Source organism: Mesorhizobium sp. M0778, from assembly GCF_040320105.1.
In the GTDB taxonomy this organism is placed as follows: domain Bacteria; phylum Pseudomonadota; class Alphaproteobacteria; order Rhizobiales; family Rhizobiaceae; genus Mesorhizobium.
In genome coordinates, this window is record NZ_JAMYPA010000015.1 from 1 (window position 1) to 26,099 (window position 26,099).

Below are 26,099 nucleotides of genomic sequence, written 5' to 3' on the forward strand. Positions count from 1 at the left end.
CGCCGTGTGTCCGCCGCTCCGCTAAACACGGGGGCTGCGCGGCGGACACGCCGACGTCACAGCTACTGCCACGCCATTTTTGCAGAACTTGACGCACACAACTGCTCATGGCTCATGGCGCCGGACGGGTGAACAGGGTTCGGAATAGCTCCTGCGCACGCCGCAGTCCTTCATCTGTCAGAACCACTGACTTCGCCTTGTTTTGCTGGATTCACGATCAGCCCCTTCTGGTGCAAGCGATCCAGAGCGCTCCAATCGAATCCCTTCCAAACGCGTCTCTCTTCCAACTGGTGGGCAGAAGAGATGCGCGCTGCGGCATAGTGGCGGCTCCTCTGACTGGCAGGACCGGCTCGCCTCCGGCGGTACGTCCGGGCGCCACCAGCCGGCGGCCAACTCGACAAGCTTCCTTTATCCTGCCGCCGGCCGGGCCGCAGTCTTGCGGGAGGTCAAGGCCTGTCTCAAATGCTGTTTCCGGAGTTCGATTTCATTGCCGTTGGCGAGACAACATCCTTTCAACGCGATTATCACGTCGTGCCGATCGGCGCCCTCGGTGGCCACAAGGGGGCTCGCTACAGATGCTCCGGGGGCCGCCGGGGCTTGACTAATCATCGGAAACGATTGAGCCACTTTGAAGCTTCGGCCCACGCAGCAACTGCTTCATAGGATTACTGCCTGAGCTGGGGATGGCATACTTCGCTCTGTAGGTAATGAAGGATCTGATCATCTCTGCTTCGACGGCTACGGACATTCGCCTCATTGGTGCACTAGGTGCTAAACTGGGGTGCTTCTCGCCTCCAGCCAGAGCGTGATCGAAATGTGATAACATCCAGATCTCATTGGCGTAGTGGCGGGCCGCCAGAGTTTGGAGGCTGTCATCCGTGAAAACCGGAGTCGGCAGGTGGGCGAGGACCTCCCCCGCGTCAGCTTCGGCATCGATGCGATGGAGGGTGTTTCCGAGCGGTTGACCTGTGAGTATCGCCCACTTGAAGGCATCCAAGCCTCTGACGGCTGGAATGAGCCCGGCGTGGACATTAAGTATTTTGCCGCTGTTCGCGAATTCCGCCTCAATGAGATTTGCTCCACACACGAGGAAGTAGTCGTACCTTTCCAGCATGGCAGGCCAAAAGCTGTATGGGTAGATCGATCTGCCCGAAAACGTGGCGACCTGATGGGGCGTGGGGCCGCCAAACTGCTGCGGCCGATGTCTGAATAGAGCATTGCGATCCGCTCTCCGCGCAAAAGGCACCAGCAGGAAATCCACATCTACGAATCCTCGCTTCTGCAGACCGTTCAGCACCTGCAATGTTTTTAGGTGGGGGCAGTCGTAAGTCAGTAGGCACAGCTTCATTTCGGCAGTTTAGTCCGATCATTAGCGACTTTAAACCTCGTCTAACGGCTCGCTTGGTTCTGCCTCAAGTAAGCCTGCAAGACGTCGGCGTCGCCGACAGAAACTAAAAATCGTCTCTCACCGACGATTCCAGAGCCTTTTGGAAATCGCTGCGTCCGTTCTGGGAGACGAAGTGTTTCTGCCAAGGGTCGAATAAAACCGCGTCCGGCCGCTTCTTTTCGCAAGTCTTCTCGTCCTGTCTCACTGTTTTTTGCTCATCTGACATTTTTTTAATCCTACTCGCGTTCCCGAAACCGAATCGGCCGATTCTTACGACAAAAGAAATGAGCGACAACTTAAGGGACGGGCTGCTCCGGGTCAGTACTGCGCAGGATGACCTCTGCCAAGTTTGTTTTGTCCCATTCCATGGTGCGGCCGAAGCATGTATAGACGTCCGCCTCGGCGCTAACATCAAGGTAGAATTTCGGCGACCGAGACGATCTCGGCGGCGCGCGGATATACGCTTCGGTCCCCGGCGTGTTGTAGGGCCGGCTGGCGACTGCGATCAACGGCACCAACCGGCCCTCGCCGAAATCGGCTAGCGATCGACGATTTCATAGTCGTTGTTGACTTCGATCGCTTCCGCTTTGCCCGGCCGGCCGAAAAGAAGCGCCCGGTGCAGGGGCGCACCCAACCTTAACGAACTGCTCGACAGCATCCCGCGTCGTACTAATGGGAGCGCGACAAGTCGGTAAGACGTCACTTGCGCTCTGCGTCGCGAGAGACTGCAGCGCTCATGCAGCCTCGATGTCGGTCTGCGGAAAGTCGGCGCCTTTGAACATTAATGGCTGGCCAAAATGCCGGGCACAGGCATAGGCGAAGCAGTCGCCAAAGTTCATCCGCGCCGGGTGCCGCCCCTTGCCGTAGCGATCGAAAGCGTCAAGCGCGAGTCGCGCCGTGTCCGGCGGCACCGCGACTATATCAATCTCCATCAGCGAGAGATAGCGTTCCACAGCCTCAGCCGCCTCGCTGACTGCCAAGTCCAAGACTCTCGCGACCGCGATTGCAGCCTCCCATACCGCTAGTGGCGAGGTCAGCCGCTTCCTGGTCTGCTGCATGCGCGCAAGGAGTTCGCGCGCATCATCCTCGTTGGTCATCAGCGCCGTCAGCGCCGAGGCATCGATGAACATCAGTCATTCTCGTAGAGGCTGTCGCGAAACGCCTTGTCGGCGGGCCTGCCGTGTTCAGGCTTACCCTGGGCTCGCAAATCACGGCAGAACCTGACGCCGATCTCCACCAGGGACGGTCTAGCCTGTTCGCGCTCAAGCTCATGCTTGAGCGCGGCATGGACGGCCTCGGTCAGACCGGTCCTCTTGAGCGCGGCGACCCGACGGGCCAGCGCGTCGGTCTCGGGATTCTTGATGTGGAACGCCATGACTCGCTCGTATAGCCGTTCAAGTGTATCGGTATATAGCAATTTGGATACACCATGTGAAGGCCCCGAAAGCATCGACCGGAAGTGTCACGGAATCGGCTATGCCAACCGACCGAGTCGGCTGCTGCGCCTCGCTTGCCGCAGGCTGGATTGGGACCGTAACCGTGTTGTTTACAGACCTCGAGCAGTATCTGAGATCGCGGCCAGCAGTTATTGTCACACCTGCGCTTTCACACGGGTCGGAACTGCGCTTACCGGAGGCGATAGGTCAACAACCGAAGAACGCCGATCAGCGGTCCTTTGGTTGCGCAATCATCGCCTAGTCAGATCTAGCAGCCTTGCCGCTGGCGATGAAATGCGGATTGGCGAAATCCTCGTCGTCACTCTGGTTGCGCTTGCCGTAGGCGAGCGGTGCACCATCCAGGGTGCGCGTCATGCCGCCGGCAGCGCGTAGCACCGCGTCACCTGCGGCAGTGTCCCATTCCATGGTGCGGCCAAAACGTGGATAGACGTCCGCCTCGGCGCCGGCGACAAGGCAGAATTTCAGCGACGAGCCGACCGAGACGATCTCGGCCGCGCCAAGCGCGCGGATATAGGCGTCGGTTTCCGGCGTGTTGTGGGAGCGGCTGGCAACGACGGTCAGCGGCACCATACCGGCCCTTGCCGAAATCGGCTGGCGATCGACGATCTCGTAGTCGTCATTGATCTCGATCGTTTCCGCTTTGCCCGGCCGGCCGGAAAAGAAGCGGCCGGTGCAAGGCGCGAAGACGACGCCGATCTTGGGCACGCCATGGCGAACCAGCGCGATGTTGACAGTGAAATCGGTCCGCCGGTTGACGAACTCCTTGGTGCCGTCGAGCGGATCGATCAGGAAAAAGCCGTCGCCGAGATCCGGCGCCATGATGCCGGCAGAGGCTTCCTCCTCTGCCACGCATGGAATCTCTGGAAAAGCGGCGCGCAGCCCGGCAAGGATGATCTTCTCGCTCTCGCGATCGGCTTCGGTCACCGGCGAATTGTCCGACTTGCTGTCGACCGCACAGCCGGCGCGAAAGACGCGCATCACCTCGCGCCCCGCCGCCAAGGCAAGGCGCTCGAAGACGGCGAGCATCGCTGCGTCGTCAGATACCGCCGCCGCTATCATATTGGTCTTCGGCAATGTCACGCTCGATCAGCCAGTGTTCCAGGGCCTCTACCATCTCCTCGGCCGATTTGCCGAGTGTCTCGAGATGGATTTCGGGTTTTTCCGGCACCTCATAGGGTGAATCGACGCCGGTGAAATTCTTGATCTCGCCATTCAACGCCCGCGCATAGAGGCCCTTCGGATCGCGCCTGGCGCATTCCTCGAAGGGTGTGTCGACAAACACCTCGACGAATTCGCCGTCGGCCATCAGTTCGCGCGCCATGCGCCGCTCGGCGCTGAACGGCGAAATGAACGACACGATGACGATCAGCCCGGCGTCGGCCATCAGGCGCGCCACTTCGGCGACGCGGCGAATGTTTTCGACACGATCAGCGTCGGTGAAGCCGAGATCGCGGTTGAGGCCGTGACGGACGTTGTCGCCATCCAGAATGTAGGTATGGCGCCCGGTGGCGAAGAGCTTCTTTTCAAACAGATTGGCGATGGTCGACTTGCCCGACCCCGAAAGCCCGGTGAACCAGAACACGGCCGGCCGCTGGTTCTTCATATCGGCGCGGGCGCGTTTGCCGACATCAAGCGACTGCCAGTGGATGTTTTCGGCGCGGCGCAGCGAATGCAGGATCATGCCGGCGCCGACCGTCGCATTGGTGATGCGGTCGATCAGGATGAAGGCGCCGGTGGTGCGGTTCTCGGCAAACGGATCGAAGGCGATCGGCGACCGCGTCGAGATGTTGCAGATACCGACTTCGTTCATTTCAAGCGACTTGGCCGCCTCATGGGCAAAGTCGTTGACGTTGACCCGGTATTTCAGGTCGGTGACGGTGGCGCTGGTCTGGTCGGTCTCGGTGCGCAGGATGTAGGAGCGGCCGGGCAGCAATGCATGTTCGTCGAACCACACGATGTTGGCGGCGAACTGGTCGGCGACCTGCGGCCGCGCTGCCGGCGACACCAGCATGTTGCCGCGCGAGACCTCGACCTCGTCGTCGAGGACGAGGGTGATGGCCTGGCCGGCGACAGCCTGCTGAAGGTCTCCGCCATGCGAAACGATGCGCCTGACACGGGAGGACTTGCCCGATTTCGCCACGACAATCTCGTCGCCGGGCGCAACCGAGCCGGAGGCGATGGTGCCGGCGAAACCGCGAAAATCGAGATTGGGACGGTTCACATATTGGACAGGAAACCGGAACGGCAATTCGACCGCGGCCTCGTCGACCGAGACGGCTTCGAGATGTTCGATCAGCGTCGGGCCGGAATACCACTCCGTCCTATCGGAACGGCCAGTAACGTTGTCGCCGTAGCGGGCCGACATCGGAATGGGCACGATCGTCTGGAAGCCGAGTTCACGTGAGAACTGCCCGTAATCGGCCACGATCCGTTTAAAGACCGCCTCGTCGAAGCCGACAAGATCGATCTTGTTGACGGCGAGCACGATGTGGCGAATGCCCAAAAGCGAGGCAATGATCGAATGACGCCTTGTCTGGCGCAATACGCCCTGACGAGCATCGATCAGCACGATGGCGAGATCGGCGGTCGATGCACCTGTCGCCATGTTGCGGGTATACTGTTCGTGGCCGGGCGTGTCAGCGACGATGAACTTGCGCTTTGGTGTGGCGAAGAAGCGATAGGCGACGTCGATAGTAATGCCTTGCTCGCGCTCGGCCTCGAGGCCGTCGACCAGCAGCGCGAAGTCGACGTCGTCACCGGTGGTGCCGTGCTTGCGCGAATCGCGCTCGAGCGCGGCCAGCTGGTCCTCGAAAATCTGCTTGGTATCCGAAAGCAGACGCCCGATCAGCGTCGACTTGCCGTCGTCGACCGAGCCGCAGGTCAGGAAGCGCAGCAGCGACTTTCGTTCCTGCGCTGCCAGATAGTCGCGGACGCCGTCGGTCGCGGCGAGGCTCTTGGCCATGATGTGGCGCATGCTCAGAAATACCCCTCACGCTTCTTCTTTTCCATCGAGCCAGCTTCATCACGGTCGATCAGGCGACCTTGCCGCTCGGAAGTACGCGCCGTGAGCATTTCGCCGACTATCGCCTCCAAAGTGTCGGCTTCCGAGTCGATCGCGCCGGTCAGCGGATAGCAGCCGAGCGTGCGGAACCGCACCATCCGGTTTTCCACTGCTTCGCCAGGCCGCAGCTGCATGCGCTCGTCATCCCTCAGGATGAGCATGCCATCGCGCTCGACGACCGGCCGCTCCTTGGCCAGATACAGCGGCACGATCGGGATGTCTTCCTGGAGAATGTATTGCCAGATGTCGAGCTCGGTCCAGTTCGACAGTGGAAACACCCTGATCGATTCGCCGGCAGCGATGCGGGTGTTGAAAATCTTCCACATCTCCGGGCGCTGGTTCTTCGGATCCCAGACGTGCTGGGCGTTGCGGAAGGAGAAGATGCGCTCCTTGGCGCGCGACTTCTCCTCGTCGCGACGGGCGCCGCCGAAGGCTGCGTCAAACCCGTATTTGTCGAGCGCCTGCCGCAGGGCAACCGTCTTCATCACATGCGTATGGGTGTTGGAGCCGTGGTCGAACGGATTGATATTGTCGCGCACGCCGTCTTCATTGACATGGACCAGGAGGTCGAAACCGAGCTTTTGCTGCATCTGGTCGCGAAAGGCGATCATTTCGCGGAATTTCCAGGTCGTGTCGACATGAAGAAAGGGGAACGGCGGCTTGGCCGGATAAAACGCCTTCATCGCCAGGTGCATAAGCACGGACGAATCCTTGCCGACCGAATAGAGCATCACCGGCTTGGCGAAAGCCGCGGCGACCTCGCGAAAGATATGGATGGATTCAGCCTCAAGCCGCTGAAGGTGCGTAAGCGCGATGTTCATGGACTGTAAGCGTTCTCTCGTGCCATCCACAGAAGGGCCTGTATCATCAACGGGGGCGAACTTCAGCCGCCCGGTTCAAGCTGCACTTCTGGACTATCTATTCTCGTGCGGGCGTTCTAGCAGATCGTTCCTGCCCAGAACAATGCAAGACAAGCCTGCGGCTGAATGGTTCGGGAATGAATTTTCCATACAGCCGGGAAAATCGGGAAATTTCTGCTCAGCGACCAGTTGCGCTTGGAAGGGTAGGAAAATATTGCCTGGGCTTGGGAAGCTGAGAGCCAGGAGCCGGCGGTCAGGGCGCTCGTCTGACAATCGTCCGCCTCATTCAGCCGACGGCCGCCGTGGCGACGAGGTCGCTAGGATAAAGTTCCGATGGGAACATGGAGCTTGTCACCGTTGTGATCGATCTCGATCATCTCACTCTTGCGGCTCAAGCGTTCAGCAAATCCTTTGTGGAAGATGATGGCGTTCATATAGGCAAAGGTCATCGCCAGCGCCTCGGTTCGCAGCGGGTAGTCGACCAGCGAATGAATGAGAAGAAACGATACCGAGAGGAATGCCGCTTTCTGAAGCGGGTCGCGGCGAATTCTAGCCAATGCAGCTGAAAGCAGTAGGAAATAAGCTATCATCAGCAGGATAGCGAGAACTCCGCCTTCGAAGGCTATTTCAAGGTATTCATTATGAGCATGATTCACATACTGCTTGAAAATCATGCCCTCCTTTTCGTATATTTGATAGGCTTTTTGAAAATTCCCAAATCCAACACCTGTCGCCCAATTCTGCTTTATCCCATCGGTTGTGGTGCGGGCAAATTCTGCTCGCCCGAATGCCGGATCGACAACCTCCGCTTCGATCTTGGTCCAAGCGCCAATCGTATAAATAGACAGCCCAACGAAGATCAGAAGGACACTAAATCCACTTACCCTAGAACGGGCTGAAAGAAAGACCACGGACAAGACGGTGATTGCCAATCCAATCAAAACACCTGCCCGTGAACCGGCAGCCAAAAGAAGCAGTAAGAGCGCGATCAAGCCAAATGTTCCAGAGAAAAGATGTCCGCGGAAAAGACCGTAGTAGACAACGAAGGGAATCGACACAAAAAGCAAAGCCGAAAAGTGATTCACATTGGCAAAAAGTCCTGCGTTAATCGTAAAAGGCAGCAACCCGATAATAGAGATATTGTCAGAAAGCGAATATTGAATCGCTCCCGCTAACCCATTGCAAATAACCCCCATGAAAAAAAACGGCAGAAGCGCACTAACCTGCTCGGCACGCAAACGCAATACGGCTAAAAAAAACGCTGCTAGCGCCAATACATAAAGCAGACATTCAATCGTGCGGCCAACCCCAACGCTGATAAAACGAAATCGACTTTCTCCAACCCAGGGATCTCCGAGCAGCAGTTCGGGTCGCAACCCGTTGAATATGGTCGGCGGGAGTGGGACGATTTGCAAAACCATCAATGCGATGGCGAGGATCAGTAGCCACCGAACAGATCGTGGGCTTCTCTGGCCAGAGGGTTGCGAAAGGACGGCCGCCGCCGAAACAAGCGCAGCGACCTCCATCAAAGTGTCCGTATACAGGCCGCTTGCAGTACCACCGCCGATCAGCAGCGATACAAACAGGACCGACCCGAGGAGATATTTATCCCATTCCGACGGCCGGTCGTTCAAGATGGAAGTCTCTCGATGCTCAACTTGTGCATTACCAACGTACCGACATATCGAAACCGCCAGCTCTCGGCAATGGCGGCAGTCTGCAGTCTCAGCAACTGTAGAGGACACGCAGTCGATCCAACCGAAAATTCCTGGCTATAATTCTGACGATTATAGGTGCCCTCTGGAATGTTGAATCGCGCTATTTCTCCCGCTGGGTCAACACATCTGATTGACCAGAACAATTCCTTTGGAAGTTTCAGGTTTCGTGCTGAGGCAATCAGGGAAATCTTGTACGAGCCTGGAGGCAGCGCAACATACTGCTGGAGAGCTGTGTTCTTGACAGGCGTATTCAGGAACCGAACCGTCGCTCCGCCCTCGCCCTCGACCGCATCCCGGGATGTTGCAAATGTGACTTCCAAGCCCGATTGGTTGCTGACCTGCCATTCGAAGGGCTTGCCACCTGACCCGGGTTCGAAGGTGCTGTTGAAAATGTACCCGCCCAACTTTCGTTCCTCGTCAGTAAGACTGAAAAGAAACAGCCGGTATGCCGGCTCATATTCACTCAGACGGATATAGCCGGCAATCGCACCGGTCAGTTCGCCCGATGTCGGCGGTGCGCTTGATCCGGTCAAATCGAGAAGCAGCCGATTTGCTAAGTCGAGCCCTCCCGAGGTTTTGTTAAGAGAGAGAAATAGATTGCCTCTCCAGGGCGCCTCCGCTCTGATGGCGCTCAGCACGGCTTGATATCCATTGGGAACTGAGAGAATCGCAGGCATGCCGTCAGCGATCGCCGAAAATTGATCCGGCCATCGCCGCAGCAGTGTGTCGATCTCGGCGACGGCCTTCGACAAATCACCTGATTCCACATGTCGCCCAATGGACCTCTGCAGTGCATGGATCTCCGTTTTAGATAGTTTTCGGGCTTGATCAAAGAGCTGGTAGGCCTCGTCTTTTTCGCCCTGCCGGTATTTGATCTCACCGATCAGGCTATAGAGACGCGCGTCAGCCAGATCGAAGGCGAGCGCGCCCCTAGCCCTGGCAAGCAAGGCATCAAGATCAGGAGCATTATTCGGATCGTTCAGATCACTGGTGATTTCAGCTATCAATGCGTCGACGTTGAACGGATCCAGCGCAAGAGAGACAGCCGGCGTTTCCGTTTCAAGAAATCGACTTAGCCCGATCGAGGAAGCCACCAACACTAGAGCGGACGCGACGAACCAAACGACTGAACGCCGGAGATTTTGCATAAGCGGGCTGGCTTGCACCGTCATCAACTTTGCCCTCAATCTTCGGAATACTCGTGTCTGTGCCGTAGTTGTAGTACTGGTAGTTCATGTATTTGTAGGCGTAATTATAATCGAACTTGTTCACCGCAAACTTGGACATGGCGGCGCCGACCACGTTCGCCCCAGCAGCTCGCAGGCGCTTCAACGCGGTCTTGGCCGACTTGCGTGTCACCTGATTGGTAGAGATTACCATCAATGTGCCCTCAGCAAGCCGGCTGAGAATGGGAGCATCCGAAAGACCGACGATCGGCGGCGCGTCAATGATAACAAGATCGAAGCGCTTGCCGAGATTGGTTATGATCAGAGCCATCTTCGGTGAGGAGAGCAGATCCGCTGGATTTGGAGGGATTGTTCCAGAAGTTAGAACGGTCACATTGGGGTATTTCGTCCCCCTGAAGATACTCGTCAGATCTTCCTTACGGACGGTATTTGTCAGCAGATTGCTGAGCCCAATCGTGTTGTCGAGACCAAACAGGCGGTGCAGGTTCGGCTTCCGAAGATCGCCGTCGACAATGAGAACCCTTGCGCCGAGCGCGGCAAAATCCTGCCCGAGCTTGAACGACGTAGTCGACTTGCCCTCCGAGGGCTCCGAACTCGTGACAACCAGCGATCGTGGCGCGCCCTCCGCGCCGGAAAATTGCAGCGATGTTCGAAGCGAACGATAGGCCTCCGACAGGCCGGACTTCTGATCGGCCATACTGGCCGTCAGTTCCCGGTCATCAACGAGCGGCAAGATGCCGAGCAACGCCAATCCCAGCTCTTTTTCAATTTGGTCAGGGCTGGTGAAGGTGTTGTTCAACAACTCGATGACGTAAATTATCGACGCGCATAGAGCCAAAAACAGAGCCAACGCCATAGCAAGATTTAGGCTGAGACGCGGAGAATAAGGCCGATCAGGACTCGCCGCGAAATCAACAATTGCAGCATTTTGTGACTTGAGCTCCGAACTCACCCCAACTTCGTTCAGTTTGGAAATAAGACCATCATATTGAGATCGGTTCGAATCAACCTCACGTTTCAGAATTGTGTATTTAATGTTTTTATCATTGAAAATAACCTGCTGCTTCTCCATTTCAGCAAGTTTGCTTCTAAGGTCTGCCTCCTTGTTCTGCGCTTCTTGATATTTCAGGCGAAGCGAATCAGTTATGGCCAGAACGCCGTTGTTATAGAGCCTTTGCAATTCTTTGATCTGCGACTGAAGCTGCTGCATTTCAGGAAAACCGGGCTTGAGAATGCCCAGCTTCTGCTGGTACTGGCTAGTCAAATCGGCCAGCTTTTCACTGAGTTTCTGCAGACCTTCGCTTTCGAGGACGGGGGCCAAGCTCGAACCGCGGCCTTTATCTATCTGGTCCACCACACGCCCAGCATCGAGACGATCCTGGATCGCCGTCGCAAGGGCGGTGTTCAGCGCCTCGATGTTCGACCCTATCAGTGACTTGTCGTCACCGGTTATCGTGATGCCGGCATCCTTCGCATACGCGACCAGTTCCTCTTCCGACTTCTGAAGCTTCTGCTTCACCTGCAGGACCTGTTCTTGGATGAACTGTCGTGCCAGGTCAGATGTTTCGCTGGTCTGGTCGAGACGCTGATCGATGAAGCTTTGCGCAACCTGGTTTGCCACATCGCTTGCGTATTTCGGTTTCTGGTCGATGAACGTAATGGACAACAAGCTCGTGTTAGGGACCAGGTTGACGATCAGGCCATTTAGAACACGATCGATCGCAATTGCCTCACGTTGCTCAGAAGTCTTCTCTTCCACGGAAGGTGAAGTGGAAATTCCGAAAGCGCGGTAGAAGATATTACCTGGAGAGAAGTCCGGCGTCGGAAACAGGAAGTCGGGTTTTTCGCTAAGCCCCAATTGGAATACAACCCGCTGGGCCAGCGCGCGGCTTTTCAGCTTTTCACGGGCGGTGAGGAAGGCCCGCACATCCGCATTTTCAGAAACCACCTCGATGTCCTGGAAGACCTTGGCCGAAGGGACCAGCACTTCCAACTGGGTTGTTGCCTGATATTTCGGCGTTTGCATCATGGTGACGATGACGCCTGCGACAAGACCGGCAGCCGCCATCATGACGATCAGCCAGCGATACTGGACGACGTAAAAAAATAATTTGAGCGGATTGAAGCCCTGCTCCTGCTGGGAATAATCGCGACCGTAGGGGCTGTAGTTTTGTGCACCGTCATAATAGAGGTCAGCGGACAGGGACTGGCTTTGTCCTGGACCTGTAATTTGATGCTGCCTGTTGCGATCGAGCATGGTGCGAGGTGATCCTAGATTCGACTACATTCTGACCGGCTGCGACCTATAGCCCCGGGACCACGGCAATTCGGGCCGCACTTGAGGCGACACCGAGAGCGTCCTTGAGATTGTTCATGGCAATTTTCGATTTTGAGGCGAAGACGACAATCGTGTCGCCGCCATAGATGCGTGGATTGCCGCTCTTGCCACCACGAATCGCCTCCACATTGTAATTAGCTACCAATTTGTTTGGACCGATATTGCGATAAACAAAGACCTTTTTTGCATCGCCAACATTATTGAACCCTCCAGCCAGAGCAATTGCATCGATGAGAGACGAATTGCTCGACACCGGATACATACCAGCCTTATTGACTTCGCCATCGACCGTTATGCGCTGTCCAATCGATTCCTTTACGAAAATCGTTACGTCAGGCGACTGCAAGTATTTGGCGCCGTAGGCGGTTTCGACTTCCTGCTCCAACTGACGGACGGTTTTTCCTGCCGCGGTGATGGTTCCGATAAGCGGAAGCGAAATCTGCCCGCCAGCATCGACTTGAACCGTTCTGTTGAGATTGTCCACCTGGAACACATTCACCTCGAGCACATCGTTCGGAGACAATGGCTGCTCGCTGCCGTTCTGGGTATTTTGGGGCGCGGGCAAGTCCTTCACCACCTGCAGAGCACCGCCACCCGCAAGTGGCGTCGATGACGACGTCAATTGCAGCGCATCGACCGAACTCGATGAAGATGGTGTCGTCGACGAGGTGCTCGTGCATGCCGATATTGCAAGTGAAGCAAGCAAGACGAGTATTGTGTTTATGTGGCCTTCTGCAAAACGAAAAATTCCCATTACGCTGTCCCGCCCTTAAACAAGCGGCCCAAACCTCCAAAGCGGCCGGCGTTGCCGGCGTTTGGGGTTTTCGGACGTGCTTTTCCGACCGGCTCGATGGGCCGGTTCGCCAATATTTGGCCTGGGCGTTTCAACACCATGTTGCGGGCCTCGTCCTCTCCACATCGCTTTGCCGCAGCGGCGACCGCCTGCGAAAGCCCAGGACGACGGCGCGTAGCGCTATGAGTGTCCGACGCGATGATATCCACCCTGCCCTCGTCAATCAGCTTTTCCGAATAATAAAGCGCCGTGCGTCCAAAAGCACCAACAATCGAGTCTGCGGTAAGCTGAATAAGGCAGCCGACCGCATTCAACCTCTCGATAACGTCGTAATTCGTTTTGATCCAGGTCAAACGCTCAGGATGAGTAAGAATTGGGATGAACCCGGCGTTTATGAGGCGAAGCGCAAGATCTTCCATCCGTGGAGGTAAAACATGATGGGGCGGTTCGAACAGAAAATAGCGTGATCGGTTTAAGGTCGGCACACTGCCGGCCACCAGTTGTTCCGGAAGATCCGGCGATATGTGAACGTCGGCACCGACGCAAAGAGCAAGCGGTATGGCGGCGCGACGCAGTGCCTGGTCCAATTGTTGAACCGCTCGCACAATATTCGATGTTCCGTTTTCATACACGCCCGGCGTCACGTGCGGCGTACACGCCATGTGGGTCGTTCCGTCGGCCACCGCCAGCCGAGCCATTTCCAGCGATTCGGCAAGATTGGGTGAGCCGTCGTCGAGGCCGGGCAAGATATGGGAATGTAGATCGATCATGAGCGTTTGTGACTGCAACGAAGCAGCGTAGCAACGTCATCCCCTCCCAAAAAAAACATAAATGCGTCATCCGCAGGATGGCGAATGACGCATTTGTCAAACTCATGCAGCAGGAATGCCGGGTCGCAGCTAATGGCTGACAGAGTCGTCATCATACAGGTCGATGATTAACGCTGCACCATAAATAACAGCGCCGCCCAACAGAGTTGACGCGGGGCCAAGCCTCACGCCTGACATGTCCAGCGCTACACACATGCCGCCTTCCACGGGATCCACTTTGATTGTCGCCGGAATGTCGAGACCGCAATTCGCCCCGACACGCGACCAAGTCGAAGTCCGGTCATGATGCAATCGCAGACCGGCGCTGCAGTCTTCACCCGACATATCCGCCAGTCTTAGACATTCGCACGCAGCCTTAGGCTTGAGCGATTTGACAATACTCCGGCCACAACACCAGCTTGCGGGTCAACGCAGTTCTGTCACCAATAGACAGCCACACAGCAGAAGCGCCGCGCGCCTCTGCTGCCGAGCCCGGTTTACGGCCAACTTAGTTGCTAACGCCGTGATCTTTGTCCGCCGTCGCTGCCAGAATGCCGGCCCCAAGCGCCATGCCGCCAAAGATGAAGAGCGGCGTATTGTTATTGGAAGTACCCGTGGAATTCCCCGTTTGGGCGGTGTGCTCAGAACCCAGAACATTGAGGCAAATCTTGTCCTCAACACGGGAGATATCGAGAGTCGAGTTAGCCGGGACGCTCACATTGCAGCCGCCGACATTAACCGAAGCCGAACCCTTGGCGCCAACCACGACGCGACTCCCGAAATCCAGCGCGCCCCCTGCTTGCGCCGGGCCATAGCCCGCCACCTGTGAGACCATCACGTTGCCATTGACGTGTCCGATCGATCCAATCGGATTTGCGCCCTGATAGGCAGTTGCACAGGTGCACGATGCATCCTGCGCGAAAGACGACACCGGAGCGAGGCCGACCAAGGCAACAAATCCAGCCAACGCACTTTTAAAAACAAGATTCATCCGTTTCGATCCTTCTGTCCCACGTTACCTGAGGCCCACCCGCCGCTAGGTCTAGGTATTGAAACAAGCGCGTAACAGCTTTTTGCGTTAATTCCAACCCGTTTCGCAAATGCGAGATAATTTTTGATTTCGGTGTGGTTGATTGAACACACCATTAGCCGATTCAAATATACCATTTTCCGTCGACCGCCACGGGCGATGCCGGAACAGCAGTCAACCTTCTCCTTCGCCCATGAAAGCTGATCGCATATTGCCTTCTGCGCCATTGATCATGACGACGGGGTACCAGAGGCTACGACGCCGGCGAGCAAGGCCTGTAGGTTGCGCCCGCTTGGGCGCTCTGTCCACACAGGATCCCGCTCTCAACTAGTTTAGCGGCCAAATCCGCGCCGTCGGACGTAAAACACTGTACAATAATAGCATCGGCATATTTTGGCGCGACATTGCCATCACAGGGCGTTCCTGTACCGACCGGCTTACAAGTCAGGGCAAGACCCTGATAATCCCGACGCGCGGCTTCCGTTACCATTCCGCGCATGGATTGGGGCTTCGTAAATGCGACGCCGCACAGCAAGATCTTGTGGCCGCCCACACGAAGATCATCGATCGTCTGAATGGAAAACGCGCCGTGAAGCGGTTCAGGTGCCGCTAAAGGCTTAGACGGCGCTCTCGACCTATCTCTTTGTGTCACGATAAGGCCAAGAAAGCCGGAAGCGAACATCAGCATTATCAGACCAAGCAGACCTACCTTCTTGAATGACAAAACTCCCTCCGCCAACTCTGTTTCTGCTGCAGCCTGAATGCCCACACACCTGATGCCGTGGTTATTCCTCTAATGGAAACACAATGCTGCCGCCAACTGGCCGCTGCGGATTTCGACCCCCATGCGGTTTTGGCGTTGACCAACAGATCAGCCGACATTGCACGCTATCTTGGACATCCCTCTGTCCGTCCTCGACGCCACCACAGCATCATCAGAAGATGATAATTTTACTCTGAACAGAGCACAACCGTGGAGCATGGGTGATTAGCGACCGTACGTCTCGGACACCTTAATTAGATGTCCAACAAAAGTCGATTTTTCACCTAGAAATGTGCCGGGGCCAAAGCGGCGCCTGGGAGCGCAACATGGCAAATGACACAGCAGCGATCCAGCTAGAACTCGACATGGCGCTTGGCGGCGTGTCCTTGCCCGCCGGAGTTTATGAGATGATCCCCGGATCTGACTCCCCTTTTGCACTCAGCAACCTTCCAAATAAGGTCTACAGAGCGGTTGCGGTAACCCAGAGCAATTTTACAATTTCCGGAAATGGAGTGGTTTTTCGCGGCATCAACAGACCTGGCGTCGCAGCTTCCGACATTCAACCAGTTTTCGCCACCGACAAAAATCTGACCGTCGGTACGGTCAAGAATGTGACGTTCAAAGACGTCGCGTTTGACCCGGCAAACGACCAACCCCCAGCTAATTCAAACCAACGCTTCCTCTATGGCGTGGGCATCGATGGTTTGCGCTTTTTGAACACGATCGGACATTCTAGCGGGAATCGGAGCGGATATTTCGCTCATATTCAGAACAGCCGCAATGTCCAGGTAACGGGCCACCGCCATGACACAATGACAGGTGGGTACAACCTTCGGTATTGCGAAAATATCGTAATCACTGACTTTATATTTAAAGATTTCTCTGAAGCTATTGACTTAGATGGAACTTCAAAACGGGCAATCATTCGCAATGGTGTCTTTCAAGGAACAAAACGCACGCAACAATGCATAGATGTGAACGATCAAGTTGACGCATCGATTGGCGATTTTTCGGTTAAGAGCGTCGGAAACATCATTACCATAAACTATAAGACGACGACGCCAGACACATACGATGAATATCTCCTCAATTCGCCGGTGCGGAATTTTCAAGTTGGAAAACGCATTGTTGTCAATAACATCACTGGAAGCCAAATTGGCGATGGTGTTAACAACCCTTCTATATACATCGGGTGGGATTGGGCCGCCGGAAATCATGCAGGGTCTGGGCCGGTCAGCGATATTACTCTTGAAAATATATGCCTAGAAGATACTGGGTTTGTCTTTGTTAGAGAGGGCTCTGGTCTCGTTTTCAAGAACGTCACTTTACGATCAGTGATTTCTGCACCTGGATTTTCAGCCGTCGATATGCGCTCAGCTGGGGCCAATACAGATCAGGTTGGCTTTTCCGACCTCGATGTCCAAATCGACAAAATGAGGATCGAAAATGCCCAACGGGGAGCCTTGAAGGTATCTGCCCCCTCTCGTGCTGCCGTGAACGGCCTCATCACTCGTGGCAACAACACGTTGGGCGGGACAGATCCCGATTTGATTCTCACGTCTCTGCACACTCGAGCAGCCCACTGCAGCATAGACAATTGCGACATCGAAGGGGACGTATTGATCGCCGGCGACAGTACGAGCGTTGCACCTTGGAAAGCGCAGACCTTGTACAAAAGGAACTCTCTAGTCATCAATGATGGTCGATTCTATCGTTCGACCGTCGACGGTATGTCGGGATGGTCTGGCGGTCCGTCTGGGATCGGCACAGCCATTCCTGATGATGGCAGCGAATCCATTCCTGCGTGGGCGGGCGGCAGCAAATACTTGGTCGACGACCTCTGCAGGAACCAAGATCGTTGTTACGTCTGCATGACAGCTGGCGTTTCGGGATTTTCCACGGGTCCCGCCGGAACTGACGAAAGAATCCTCGACGGGACCGTCGTCTGGCGGCCGATCAACGGGTCTCTGCTCTGGCATCATCTCGACAGCCCCTACTCAGTCCTGTGGGGTAGAAAAAACCGAATCGGAGGAACCATCATCCTGCAGGGGGACATCCAAAAGTATATTCACGGCGAGTGCGTAGGCGCGGAGGTCGGCGATTTGGGAGCGAGGGGTATTGTAATCAAGATTGTTTTCGTGGCGCGGCGCCGGACGTTGATAACCCGTGCCAGCTATTTGGTCGCAATGGGGGCGCCAGCCGATGAGACGAACCATCGTACTCTCTCACTAAATCGGTATCGGAATGGATCATCAACCAGCATTGCCACGATTGACACGGCATCAGAAGCCTTTGCGGCATTCGTAGGTCGAGATGCTGGCGTTCGGGCAAACCATGTGGGAAGCTATTTGGATCCAGGCGATATCGTCGCTGTGAGTTCAAACCACAAGGGTGCAGGTGTGATGCTGGAGGGTCTCAGGGTGACGCTGGACTTCATCGAATATTGAAGCTTGGTCGAAAAAGGATGACGGCGAGAACATGGATAGGACATTCTCGGCAATCCGCGGCTAGCCACTGTATCGACGGGCTGCCGCCGACCGCACCCACTCTTCTACATTAGCAGTGAATACGTCTAGTGCAACATCGGCGGCCTAACTGTCTTAACCATACGGTGCCGTGCTACGCCACGTTGGCTCTGAGCGCGTTCACCGAAGCGACACTTGCGTTGTAAGCGATGTTCCGACGGCACCTTTCGGGGATCGGCGTGAAGGACGATGTTCGGAGCCCTTTGAGGGCTTCGACATATGACGATTTCAGAGCTTACGCTTAAGTCGAACGATTTGGAGCCGGTGCGCCGGTTCGAGGTGTTCACGGGCTCAGGCCGGCGACGCGAGTGGCCTCCAGAGGAGAAGGCGCGGATCGTTGCCGAGAGCTACGAGGCTGGCGAGACGGTTTCTGCTGTAGCTCGCCGATATGCGCTTTCTCCGCAGCAATTGTTTGCCTGGCGCCGAGCTACGCGTCAGCCCTCGGCGGAGGCGCCGGCATCAGAATCCCTGTTCGTTCCTGCGGTGGTTGCGGCGTCCTTGCCGGAACCGGTGGCGCAGCGCCCAGGACGGCCACGGAAGCAGAAGGCGGTCCGCGACGCCGGCGTGATCGAGCTTGAGATCGACGGTGTCGCCATGCGCGTTGGCCGCGGCGCCGACACCAAGACGGTGGCTGCAGTGATCCGCGCGCTGAAGGCGACGTCGTGATCGGGCCGACGGGTGCGGTCAAGGTCATGGTGGCGACGAAGCCGGTCGACTTCCGCAAGGGCGCGGAGGGATTGGCGGCGCTGGTGCGAGAGACGATGGGGGTCGATCCGTTCAGCGGGGCGGTCTACGTCTTCCGGGCGAAGCGCACCGACCGGATCAAGCTGATCTTTTGGGACGGCACCGGCGTCTGCCTCTTTGCCAAGCGTCTGGAGGACGGCGAGTTCCGCTGGCCGAAAGTGCATGACGGCATGATGCGGCTCACGGCCGCGCAACTGTCGGCGCTATTGGAAGGGCTGGACTGGCGGCGGGTCCACGAGGCGCGCCGGAACCGCGTTCCGGTTCAGGCGGGCTGACCCGCGACGAAGTGAATCAGTCTGGATTCCGCTGTCGCGGGCTGTCGGCGAATATGGTCTGATCCGCTCATGGCGATGACGGCTGACCAGCTTCCCGACGATCCGGACGCGCTGAAGGCGATGGTCCTGGCGCGCGACGTCGAGAACGCCCGTCTGATCCAGATCATCAAGGAATTGCAGCGTCATCGCTTCGGCCGAAGAGCTGAGACGCTCCCCGAGGATCAGTTGCTGCTGGGGCTCGAAGAGGCCGAACAGATCGAGGCCGCCGGTGACGAAGAGCAGGCAGAGACCGCTCTTGGCGAACGTCAGGCCCGTGTCGCCAAGCGCCGGGCGAACCGCGGCGCGTTGCCACCCCATCTGCCGCGCACGGAAATGATCGTCGACATCGAGGACCATGCCTGCCCGTGCTGCCGCAATAGCCTGCACCCGATCGGTGAGGATGTGAGCGAGCGGCTCGACATCGTGCCGGCGCAGCTGCGTGTGATCGTCGTGCGCCGGCCCAAATATGCCTGCCGCGCCTGTGAGGATGTGGTGGTTCAGGCTCCCGCGCCGGCCCGGCTGATAGAGGGTGGTCTTCCGACCGAGGCAACTGTCGCCCAGGTGCTGGTCTCCAAATACGCCGATCACTTACCGCTCTATCGTCAGGCGCAGATCTATGCCCGGCAAGGCATCAATCTCGATCGCTCCACGCTCGCCGACTGGGTCGGCCGCGCCGCCTGGCACCTGCGTCCGGTGCACGAGCGGCTGCTTGGCAAGCTGAAGACTTCACCAAAACTCTTCGCCGACGAGACGACCGCGCCGGTGCTCGATCCTGGCAGCGGCAAGACGAAGACAGGCCAACTCTGGGCCTATGCCCGCGATGACCGACCATGGAATGGCGGTGACCCGCCGGGCGTCGCTTATGTCTATGCGCCAGACCGAAAGGCCGAGCGTCCGATCGCCCATCTCGCGGGCTTTGACGGAATCCTGCAGGTCGACGGCTTTGGTGGCTATCGCGTGCTGGCCGAAAAGAGTGGCGTCACGCTCGCCTTCTGCTGGGCACACGTACGCCGACGCTTTTATGAACTGGCAGCAGCTGGTCCCGCGCCGATTGCCAGCGAGGCGCTGAGACGGATCGCCGAGCTCTTTAAGATCGAGGACGGCATCCGTGGCCGGTCGACCGACGAGCGCCGCGCGATGCGTCAGGAAAATAGCCGCGCTATTGTCGCCGATCTTGAACCCTGGCTGCGTGAAAAGCTCGGCCTGATCAGCCAGAAGACAAAGCTCGCCGAGGCGATCCGCTACATGCTCTCGCGCTGGAAAGGCCTCTCGCGCTTCCTTGACGACGGCCGCATCGAGATCGACAGCAACGTGGTCGAGCGCTCAATCCGTCCGATCGCGCTCAACCGCAAGAACGCCCTCTTTGCAGGCTCCGACGGCGGTGCCGAGCACTGGGCAGTTATCGCCTCGCTGATCGAAACCTGCAAACTCAACGATGTCGAACCGCTCGGCTATCTCGCCGATGTCATCACCAGGATCGTCAACGGCCACCCCAACAGCCAGATCGACGACCTGCTGCCGTGGGCCTACATCCCGGCGCCCGAGCTAAAGGCCGTGGCCTGAGAACACCGCTTACCTTGCGTTCCCGGATATGCGGCCGGATCGACAGCGGGACGGGTGGAACAGTGCGAATGATGCCTGAGCCGGATCAAAAGCTTACGGACGTCGGCCAACGACCTGGGTCCAGCACTATGCCGTGGTGAGTTGGATCCACGATCCAATGATAGGGTGCCGCTCGAGCAGACGAGCAGACCATCTTTTCGACTTGAGCACTCTCACGAACTGCCTTCCTGTCGGGCCAATCTGTTTGGCCGCGAGCACTGTAGCTCCCTATCACTTTAGAATTTGCTGTATCGCATTCAAATATCTCTCTATCACAACCGTCTCTGAGAACTGCCTCTCTACTTTTCTCCTGCTCTTCTGCCCCATGCTAATTCGCGATGAATAATCCATTGCCGCAAATTGAATCATCTTACTTGCGAGATCCTCCGCATCTTTAGGCCTGCAAAGCAGCCCATTTTCGGCATGATCGACCACCTCTTTGCAACCAGGCACGTTAGTCGCAATCAGAGGCTTCGCCATGGCGCCTCCTTCTAGGAGTGAACGCGGGGTCCCCTCACGATAGGACGGCAACACGACACAATCGGCCGCTTGCAAAAATGGGCGAACATCGTCGGTTGATCCCAAATATTCAACTAGCCCTTCGTCAACCCATTGCTCAAGACTCTTCCGCGGCACCGCAGTCCTATTTTCCACATCGAGAAACCCTAGCAACTGGAAGCGTGCTGTCGGCACCTTTTCACGAACAAGCCGGGCTGCCTCAACAAATTCACCGACGCCCTTGTCCCAAAGCAGCCGCGCTACAAGAATGAACACAACTCCATTCAACCTGGGAGGCTCATCCACGGAAGGAGAGAAATGGTCTAAGTCCACCCCAGAACCCGGCAACAGCACCGTTTGCTCCTCCCGAACGATCCCCTCAGTGACAAATAGCACTCGATCATCATCGTTCTGAAAAAAGATTAACTTGGAGCGATACAGCGCATAACGATATAACGCTTGGACAATCTTCCGTAGAAGACCGCCACGAACGAACGCAGTTCCAAGTCCTGAAATATTGTTTATTACCGGAACACCGTTTATCTGTGCTGACAGCGAGCCAAATATATTAGGCTTTATTGTAAAACCTATAAAAACATCCGGCCGCTCCTGCCGAATGACACGCCAGTATCTCCACGCCAGCTGAATATCTCGGAATGGAGACATCCCAGAGTTATCCATCTCGATCTCAATGTAGCGGCACCCAAGGTCCGCAACTTTTGCTGAATGATTATCCTTTGGCGCAACTACGGCAACTTCGTATCCACAGGAACGCAATGCCTTGATCAGCCCACTCCTGAAGTTAACGACGTTCCATGACGTGTTTACCGAAAGAATTACTTTTCGCATTTTAGACACATTGAGTTTCGCTCACGCCGGGCAGTCTTTTCCCAACAGCCTATCTACAAACGCTCTAGGCGAACGCAGAGTTAGCGCTTTACTATAGTGGCTAGATCGGTCGCCCGTTTCGATCACCCGCATCAATGCGCTTGCGAGCTCGGCTGCCCCAAACTCTGCCGCAATCTCGATACCGGGCAACAAGTGGAGATCGCCCGCGCAGGGCGTAGTCACGATACCAGGAACTCCACAAGCCATCATCTCCAGAATGACGTTTGGAAACCCCTCGCTTATCGAGGTAAGCAAACCAGCTCGAGCTGCGCAAAATAACGGAAATGGATTGTCTCTGTGTCCTGTCAAATTTACATGGGAGGCTAAACCCAATTCCCGTGCGTATACTCGCAGCTCCGCATCCATTGGCCCCGAGCCGATCATCGTTAATCCAAAATCCCTCGCATTATTTTTTCTTAACTCTGCAAGGACGTCGATTGCTATCTTGGGACGCTTTACGTCTATCAATCTCCCACACCAAACTATCTGGGGACGCTCCGCAAATATTTTTGCATCCTGTTCTGTCAGTTTGTCTACGGATCTAACTGCGATGAACTCGGCGTCCACTGGATTCGGGATGACCGATAGTTTTCCGAACACCCTTTGGGGAAGCACATTAATCAATTTGCTCTTCATGTAGTCTGTCTGCGCCACGATCATATCCTGGGTTCCATAGGTGCTATAGAGCATCCTGTACGCCAGCGCGCGAACGCCCGTAAAGCGGTCTAACAGAACGGTCGATTCTCGTGCGACAAGCCGGCTCGTTCGCACAACCCCAAAGGTTCGTGCGGCGGCCAAAAATGAGTTCACTCTGGTGTGACTCGAAAAGACCAGGTCATATCTGCGTTGGACTAGCCGCGGGACCAGAAAAAATTCGCTCAAAATTTTTCCGCCGCCGTATCCGTAACTAAACCGAACACCGTTCCCATTGGGTTCAACAATTTGCTCCTTCAACTGCCTCCCTAAAACGGCAATTTCTACGTCCCATTCCGAGCGACTCGCGAGCTCGTGAGCTACTAGATTTAAAACGGTTTCGGCGCCCCCGGTAAGCTCAAGTGGAATCGCGACTAGGGCGAGCTTCTTGCATGCTGAACTGTCTGGCATAGTTCGCTGAGACCGCATCAATGCCTGCGCCGAAAGACATACGCATAGGTTTCAGCGGCGTCAGCCCCAAGAAAAGCGGCTGAAACGCCCAACCAAACGCGCCAGGCGAAAAATGCCGGAACAAAAGCATAAAAATATGAGCTCTTCCAAAATAGTCGGCGCTCGACCAATTCTAAGCCATTCTGGGCGGCTATTCTTTCCACCTCACTGGGCAAACATTTGTCATAGAACGCCGGAAATCCGTCATGCCCCAAACCCTTTTCTGGATAAATCTTAAATAGCAACCAGCGTTTTGCGTTCTCAGGCAAAACGCGGTTTAACCTCGCGAAAATAGCGTTCCGCGAAGGCGAGAAAATCGCAATCAGACCTCCAGGCTTCGCGCAGCTAGCAATGGCGCGTAATGCCCCCACGCCGTCTCTGACGTGTTCAAGCGTCGCCTGACAAATCACAAGGTCAGCGTCACCTCTTCCAGAAAAGACCGTGAGATCCGCCTCGATCTGCTCGTCGTACACTCCCGGAGGAGCCTTCGTGAGTTCACCAGCCTCGAGGTCGAGCCCAACGACAGTGAGGTTTAGCCGTCGCTTGTCTGACAGGCTCACAAAAGGCCTTGCTCCTCCCCCCAAATCATACACCAGCGCATTCTGCGTTAACAGCCGAGGGGCTATCTCGGTCGCGAACGTCCGATTACCATCGACGCGAAAGCGTTCCGGTAATAGCTGATCGCAATACTCCGATATCGCTATATTTTTTCGAAGAAACCAGCGCAACATGGGCACTATTCCACCACCGATTCAACTTTGCCCGCAACAAAAGGTAAACTGCCCATTGGTTCCAGGTGCATTTCCAGAGATTCCACGTCGGCCGTCCAGCCGACCGATCTTACAACGCATTTCTGATTCAACTGCACTCTCCGAACCACCTATTGACGCTTTGTCAGCTCGCTGCGGCCATCATCCGCCATTGCGTTTTTCAGAAAGACAAATGAGCACCACGCTGCCAGCAAATAGCCTGTCAAATAAGCCGTCTCAGCGCTGTATGGCAAAGACAACGCTAAACCAACAGAAGAGATAAGACCAGATACTGACGCACCAATTATATATCCGTATGTCAACTTCAGCGTGGAATTTGATCGAAGTGCAAATGGATCAATCACCACCTTCTTAGTTCTGTTTGTCAGAACCGCAGCCGATACTATTAAAAAGCTTATTGGATCAAATGAATTGTCGAGCCACTTTCCGGCATAGCCAGAGGAAAATAGGATGACGATCCCCGCAGCCGATGTTGCAGCCAAAATCGCCGCGACGGACGCTCCCGTCAACAATCCACGTCTAAACTCCCTAGTGGCTCCCATAGCAGCACGAGAAAACGCTCTCGGTACAAACACGAAACCAGCCGCGTTCATAAGAAAGCCAACTGACCTTTGGGCAAAATCAACACAAAACGAGAAAACTCCGAGTTGGTTGTGAGATCCAAGCATCAAAACAATATACCGAATCCCTACAAACAATCCGTTCTCAGCTAAATTGCTCAAAACGAAAGCATGGCCAGTGACGAGCGATCTTCCAAGATACGATAGCCGTGGGCGCCTCAGGTCCGAAGGCCCCACAAACCAAAAAGAGATTATCGCGCCAACGAGATAGCTCACGGAAAACGCAGCAAGAGCTGCCTCAACTTTCGCGTCCCCCGTGACCAGAAACGTGACTAGTGCTTGATAGGTCAAAGCCTGCCCAATTGCGGACCAACCATAGGCCCATAAACGAAGTTGCGATCTGAGCATTTCTTGCAGCGCCGTATGCAACCCGAAGGACACAATGATGGTCATTGCAACAACATTACCCGCTGTAAAGACGTCCAAAATCACTGCGCATACAGAGACAAGTACTGATAAAACAGCCAATACCACCAATACGGTTGATATGTACTCCCGCTCCAGACCAGATGCTTTCATTTTCGCGGAAACGGGCATTATGGAGTAAGTTGCTGCTCCGAAAACTATCGTCGAAATAAATGAGACAGTGGCGATCGTCGTGCTAAATATTCCATATTCGTTCGGTTGCATCAAATGGCCAAGGTAGAACAATGTATATAAATTAACTAGCCCGGGGACGATTCGAATGATTAGGGACTCTCCGAGCTTAAATAGATTCTCTTTTATCATAAAAAGAAACTCGACACAGATTTTCTAAGAAAAATAGGCACACTTAGTGAAAGGAAAATCAGACTTGATACCAACGCCTTCGACAAAAATCTTTTCGAGCAATACCTTCCAAGGAAAAAAGCTTTTATATAATTACAGTTTAGCAAAAATATTGGATAGGGATTTTGCCTTTGTAACTGTCTAATTTTCGCGGACATACCATCTGGCAAATACCTCTTCCGTCCTACATCAATATTTACGCAATTCACATCGTAATGCAAAGCGATCCTGGACCAGAGTAGTGAAGTGGGAACTCGTCTGAAGTTCCCAACAGGTGGCGTCGCGGCCAATTTCAACAATCGAGTCTTGATTATCTCTTTTTTGTCGCCGACCACCCTTTCGTCGGCTCGGATTTTAATTAAATTTGAGCGTTCGATCGGAAACGAGTTTGCGTTAGCATGCTTGTCACCTAGCGCCATCGAAAACACAAATCCTGCAATCTTTTCATCCCTTGCTGCGGGTCCCACGAGTAGATCTATGACTTTGGGCAAATTATCAACGAAACATTCGTCATCATCATCGAAAATCATGACATATTCGCCGGCCGCCGAGCGAATAGCTGAAAACATCGCGGATGCTCTGCCTTTGTTTTGGCTGTGCGTGACTAATAGCCTTGTGTCGCGCGATGCGATCTCGTTCAACGCTTCGCCAGTGCCGTCGGTAGAGCCGTCGACATGTACACACACCTGCAGGCGATTTTCTGCTTCCAATAGGCGCTGAACCAGTTGTGTAACCGCCTCACGCCGATTGAACGTCGGGATACAGACGCTCAGAACTGGCGTGTCAAGTCGCTCAGTTTCGGGACCACTATTTTCAACCATTTC

At 55.5% G+C, this 26,099-nt stretch carries 21 protein-coding genes and 1 pseudogene; 4 read left to right on the forward strand and 18 right to left on the reverse strand.

Annotated features, from left to right (window positions below):
• Positions 1–112 precede the first annotated feature (112 nt).
• From NKI22_RS20415 to NKI22_RS20475, 13 genes and pseudogenes are all read right to left on the reverse strand, one after another.
• Positions 113–278: pseudogene (locus tag NKI22_RS20415) on the reverse strand (DUF6429 family protein); the annotation flags it as partial.
• Between the two features lie 323 nt (positions 279–601).
• Positions 602–1,348 carry a formyltransferase family protein gene (locus NKI22_RS20420; RefSeq protein WP_352915436.1) on the reverse strand — a complete coding sequence of 249 codons (747 nt, stop codon included), beginning with the start codon at positions 1,346–1,348 and terminating at the stop codon, positions 602–604.
• A 773-nt stretch (positions 1,349–2,121) separates the two neighbouring features.
• The gene (locus NKI22_RS20425; protein WP_352915439.1) at positions 2,122–2,517 is read right to left on the reverse strand and encodes a type II toxin-antitoxin system VapC family toxin; all 396 of its coding nucleotides are present in this window, start codon (positions 2,515–2,517) and stop codon (positions 2,122–2,124) included.
• Entirely contained in the window at positions 2,517–2,762 is a 246-nt protein-coding gene (locus NKI22_RS20430) for a type II toxin-antitoxin system VapB family antitoxin (RefSeq protein WP_352915442.1), read from the reverse strand. The genes NKI22_RS20425 and NKI22_RS20430 overlap by 1 nt, the downstream gene beginning before the upstream one ends.
• A 319-nt stretch (positions 2,763–3,081) precedes the next feature.
• Complete coding sequence (gene cysQ, locus NKI22_RS20435; RefSeq protein WP_352915557.1) at positions 3,082–3,870, reverse strand: 3'(2'),5'-bisphosphate nucleotidase CysQ; 789 nt, start codon at positions 3,868–3,870, stop codon at positions 3,082–3,084.
• A 10-nt stretch (positions 3,871–3,880) separates the two neighbouring features.
• Entirely contained in the window at positions 3,881–5,818 is a 1,938-nt protein-coding gene (gene cysN / locus NKI22_RS20440; RefSeq protein WP_352915444.1) for a sulfate adenylyltransferase subunit CysN, read from the reverse strand.
• 2 nt (positions 5,819–5,820) lie between these two features.
• On the reverse strand, positions 5,821–6,726 hold the full coding sequence (gene cysD, locus NKI22_RS20445) for a sulfate adenylyltransferase subunit CysD (RefSeq protein ID WP_352812693.1): 906 nt from the start codon (positions 6,724–6,726) through the stop codon (positions 5,821–5,823).
• 356 nt (positions 6,727–7,082) lie between these two features.
• Positions 7,083–8,399: an O-antigen ligase family protein gene (locus NKI22_RS20450; RefSeq protein WP_352958766.1), complete on the reverse strand. Its 1,317-nt coding sequence runs from the start codon at positions 8,397–8,399 to the stop codon at positions 7,083–7,085.
• Entirely contained in the window at positions 8,396–9,577 is a 1,182-nt protein-coding gene (locus tag NKI22_RS20455; protein WP_352915449.1) for a tetratricopeptide repeat protein, read from the reverse strand. The genes NKI22_RS20450 and NKI22_RS20455 overlap by 4 nt, the downstream gene beginning before the upstream one ends.
• On the reverse strand, positions 9,543–11,927 hold the full coding sequence (locus NKI22_RS20460; RefSeq protein ID WP_352915452.1) for a GumC family protein: 2,385 nt from the start codon (positions 11,925–11,927) through the stop codon (positions 9,543–9,545). Before NKI22_RS20460 ends, NKI22_RS20455 begins: the two co-directional genes overlap by 35 nt.
• A 46-nt stretch (positions 11,928–11,973) precedes the next feature.
• Positions 11,974–12,762 carry a polysaccharide biosynthesis/export family protein gene (locus NKI22_RS20465; RefSeq protein WP_352915455.1) on the reverse strand — a complete coding sequence of 263 codons (789 nt, stop codon included), beginning with the start codon at positions 12,760–12,762 and terminating at the stop codon, positions 11,974–11,976.
• Entirely contained in the window at positions 12,762–13,571 is an 810-nt protein-coding gene (locus NKI22_RS20470) for a tyrosine-protein phosphatase (RefSeq protein ID WP_352915457.1), read from the reverse strand. The genes NKI22_RS20465 and NKI22_RS20470 overlap by 1 nt, the downstream gene beginning before the upstream one ends.
• Positions 13,572–14,118: 547 nt before the next feature.
• Entirely contained in the window at positions 14,119–14,601 is a 483-nt protein-coding gene (locus tag NKI22_RS20475; protein ID WP_352915460.1) for a hypothetical protein, read from the reverse strand.
• Between the two features lie 1,128 nt (positions 14,602–15,729).
• Between NKI22_RS20475 and NKI22_RS20480 the strand changes: the two genes are divergently transcribed.
• From NKI22_RS20480 to tnpC, 4 genes are all read left to right on the forward strand, one after another.
• Positions 15,730–17,850, forward strand: a complete 2,121-nt coding sequence (locus tag NKI22_RS20480; RefSeq protein ID WP_352958768.1) for a hypothetical protein — start codon at positions 15,730–15,732, stop codon at positions 17,848–17,850.
• Between the two features lie 297 nt (positions 17,851–18,147).
• The gene (gene tnpA, locus NKI22_RS20485) at positions 18,148–18,594 is read left to right on the forward strand and encodes an IS66-like element accessory protein TnpA (RefSeq protein ID WP_352915469.1); all 447 of its coding nucleotides are present in this window, start codon (positions 18,148–18,150) and stop codon (positions 18,592–18,594) included.
• Positions 18,591–18,947: an IS66 family insertion sequence element accessory protein TnpB gene (tnpB, locus tag NKI22_RS20490; protein ID WP_352958770.1), complete on the forward strand. Its 357-nt coding sequence runs from the start codon at positions 18,591–18,593 to the stop codon at positions 18,945–18,947. Before tnpA ends, tnpB begins: the two co-directional genes overlap by 4 nt.
• Before the next feature lie 69 nt (positions 18,948–19,016).
• Positions 19,017–20,549: an IS66 family transposase gene (gene tnpC, locus NKI22_RS20495; protein WP_352915472.1), complete on the forward strand. Its 1,533-nt coding sequence runs from the start codon at positions 19,017–19,019 to the stop codon at positions 20,547–20,549.
• A 270-nt stretch (positions 20,550–20,819) separates the two neighbouring features.
• Here tnpC and NKI22_RS20500 read toward each other — a convergent pair whose 3' ends face one another.
• The 5 genes from NKI22_RS20500 to NKI22_RS20520 all read right to left on the reverse strand — a co-directional run bounded on the left by NKI22_RS20500 (position 20,820) and on the right by NKI22_RS20520 (position 26,096).
• A complete protein-coding gene (locus tag NKI22_RS20500) occupies positions 20,820–21,935 on the reverse strand; it encodes a glycosyltransferase family 4 protein (protein WP_352915474.1) in 1,116 nt (371 codons plus the stop codon).
• A gap of 21 nt (positions 21,936–21,956) precedes the next feature.
• The gene (locus NKI22_RS20505) at positions 21,957–23,096 is read right to left on the reverse strand and encodes a glycosyltransferase (protein ID WP_352958772.1); all 1,140 of its coding nucleotides are present in this window, start codon (positions 23,094–23,096) and stop codon (positions 21,957–21,959) included.
• Positions 23,096–23,848 carry a class I SAM-dependent methyltransferase gene (locus tag NKI22_RS20510; protein ID WP_352915479.1) on the reverse strand — a complete coding sequence of 251 codons (753 nt, stop codon included), beginning with the start codon at positions 23,846–23,848 and terminating at the stop codon, positions 23,096–23,098. The genes NKI22_RS20505 and NKI22_RS20510 overlap by 1 nt, the downstream gene beginning before the upstream one ends.
• Before the next feature lie 149 nt (positions 23,849–23,997).
• Positions 23,998–25,236 (reverse strand): polysaccharide biosynthesis protein, encoded by a 1,239-nt coding sequence (locus NKI22_RS20515; RefSeq protein ID WP_352915482.1) that lies wholly within the window; start codon positions 25,234–25,236, stop codon positions 23,998–24,000.
• Positions 25,233–26,096, reverse strand: coding sequence for a glycosyltransferase family 2 protein (locus NKI22_RS20520; RefSeq protein WP_352915485.1), 864 nt, complete (start codon positions 26,094–26,096; stop codon positions 25,233–25,235). The genes NKI22_RS20515 and NKI22_RS20520 overlap by 4 nt, the downstream gene beginning before the upstream one ends.
• Positions 26,097–26,099: the final 3 nt, after the last annotated feature.